Genomic DNA, 328 nt, shown 5'->3' with positions numbered 1-328 from the left:
CGCGGCACGTCTCGTGCGCCTGCGCGACCGCCGGCGCACGCTCGGCGAATACGCTGGCGAGCGTGGCGCCGGGGCCGGCTTGCGCGCGATGCGCGTCGAGCGTTGCACGATCGACGACGCCGAGCAGACGGCCGTTCTGCACGACGGGGTACGCGCGATGCGTCTGCTTCGCGCCGAAGTACTGCGCGTCGACGGCGTCGAGCATCGTGGCGCCGTCGACCGCGACGAGCGCCTCGGCCGGCGTCATCACTTCGGCCACGTCGTGCCGCTCGAGCGGATCGACGCCGTATTCGCGATAGATGTGATAACCGCGGCGCGCGATCTTCTC

General features: G+C 71.3%; 1 pseudogene. It reads right to left on the bottom strand.

The annotated features are described in order from the left end of the window. Window positions 1–328: pseudogene (locus tag SB816_RS30520) on the bottom strand (chloride channel protein); the annotation flags it as partial.

Source organism: Achromobacter sp. SIMBA_011, from assembly GCF_046535435.1.
Classification (GTDB): Bacteria; Pseudomonadota; Gammaproteobacteria; order Burkholderiales; family Burkholderiaceae_B; genus Achromobacter; species Achromobacter dolens.
Note: the sequence above shows the minus strand (reverse complement) of the source record. Positions and strands in the feature narration are given on the sequence as shown.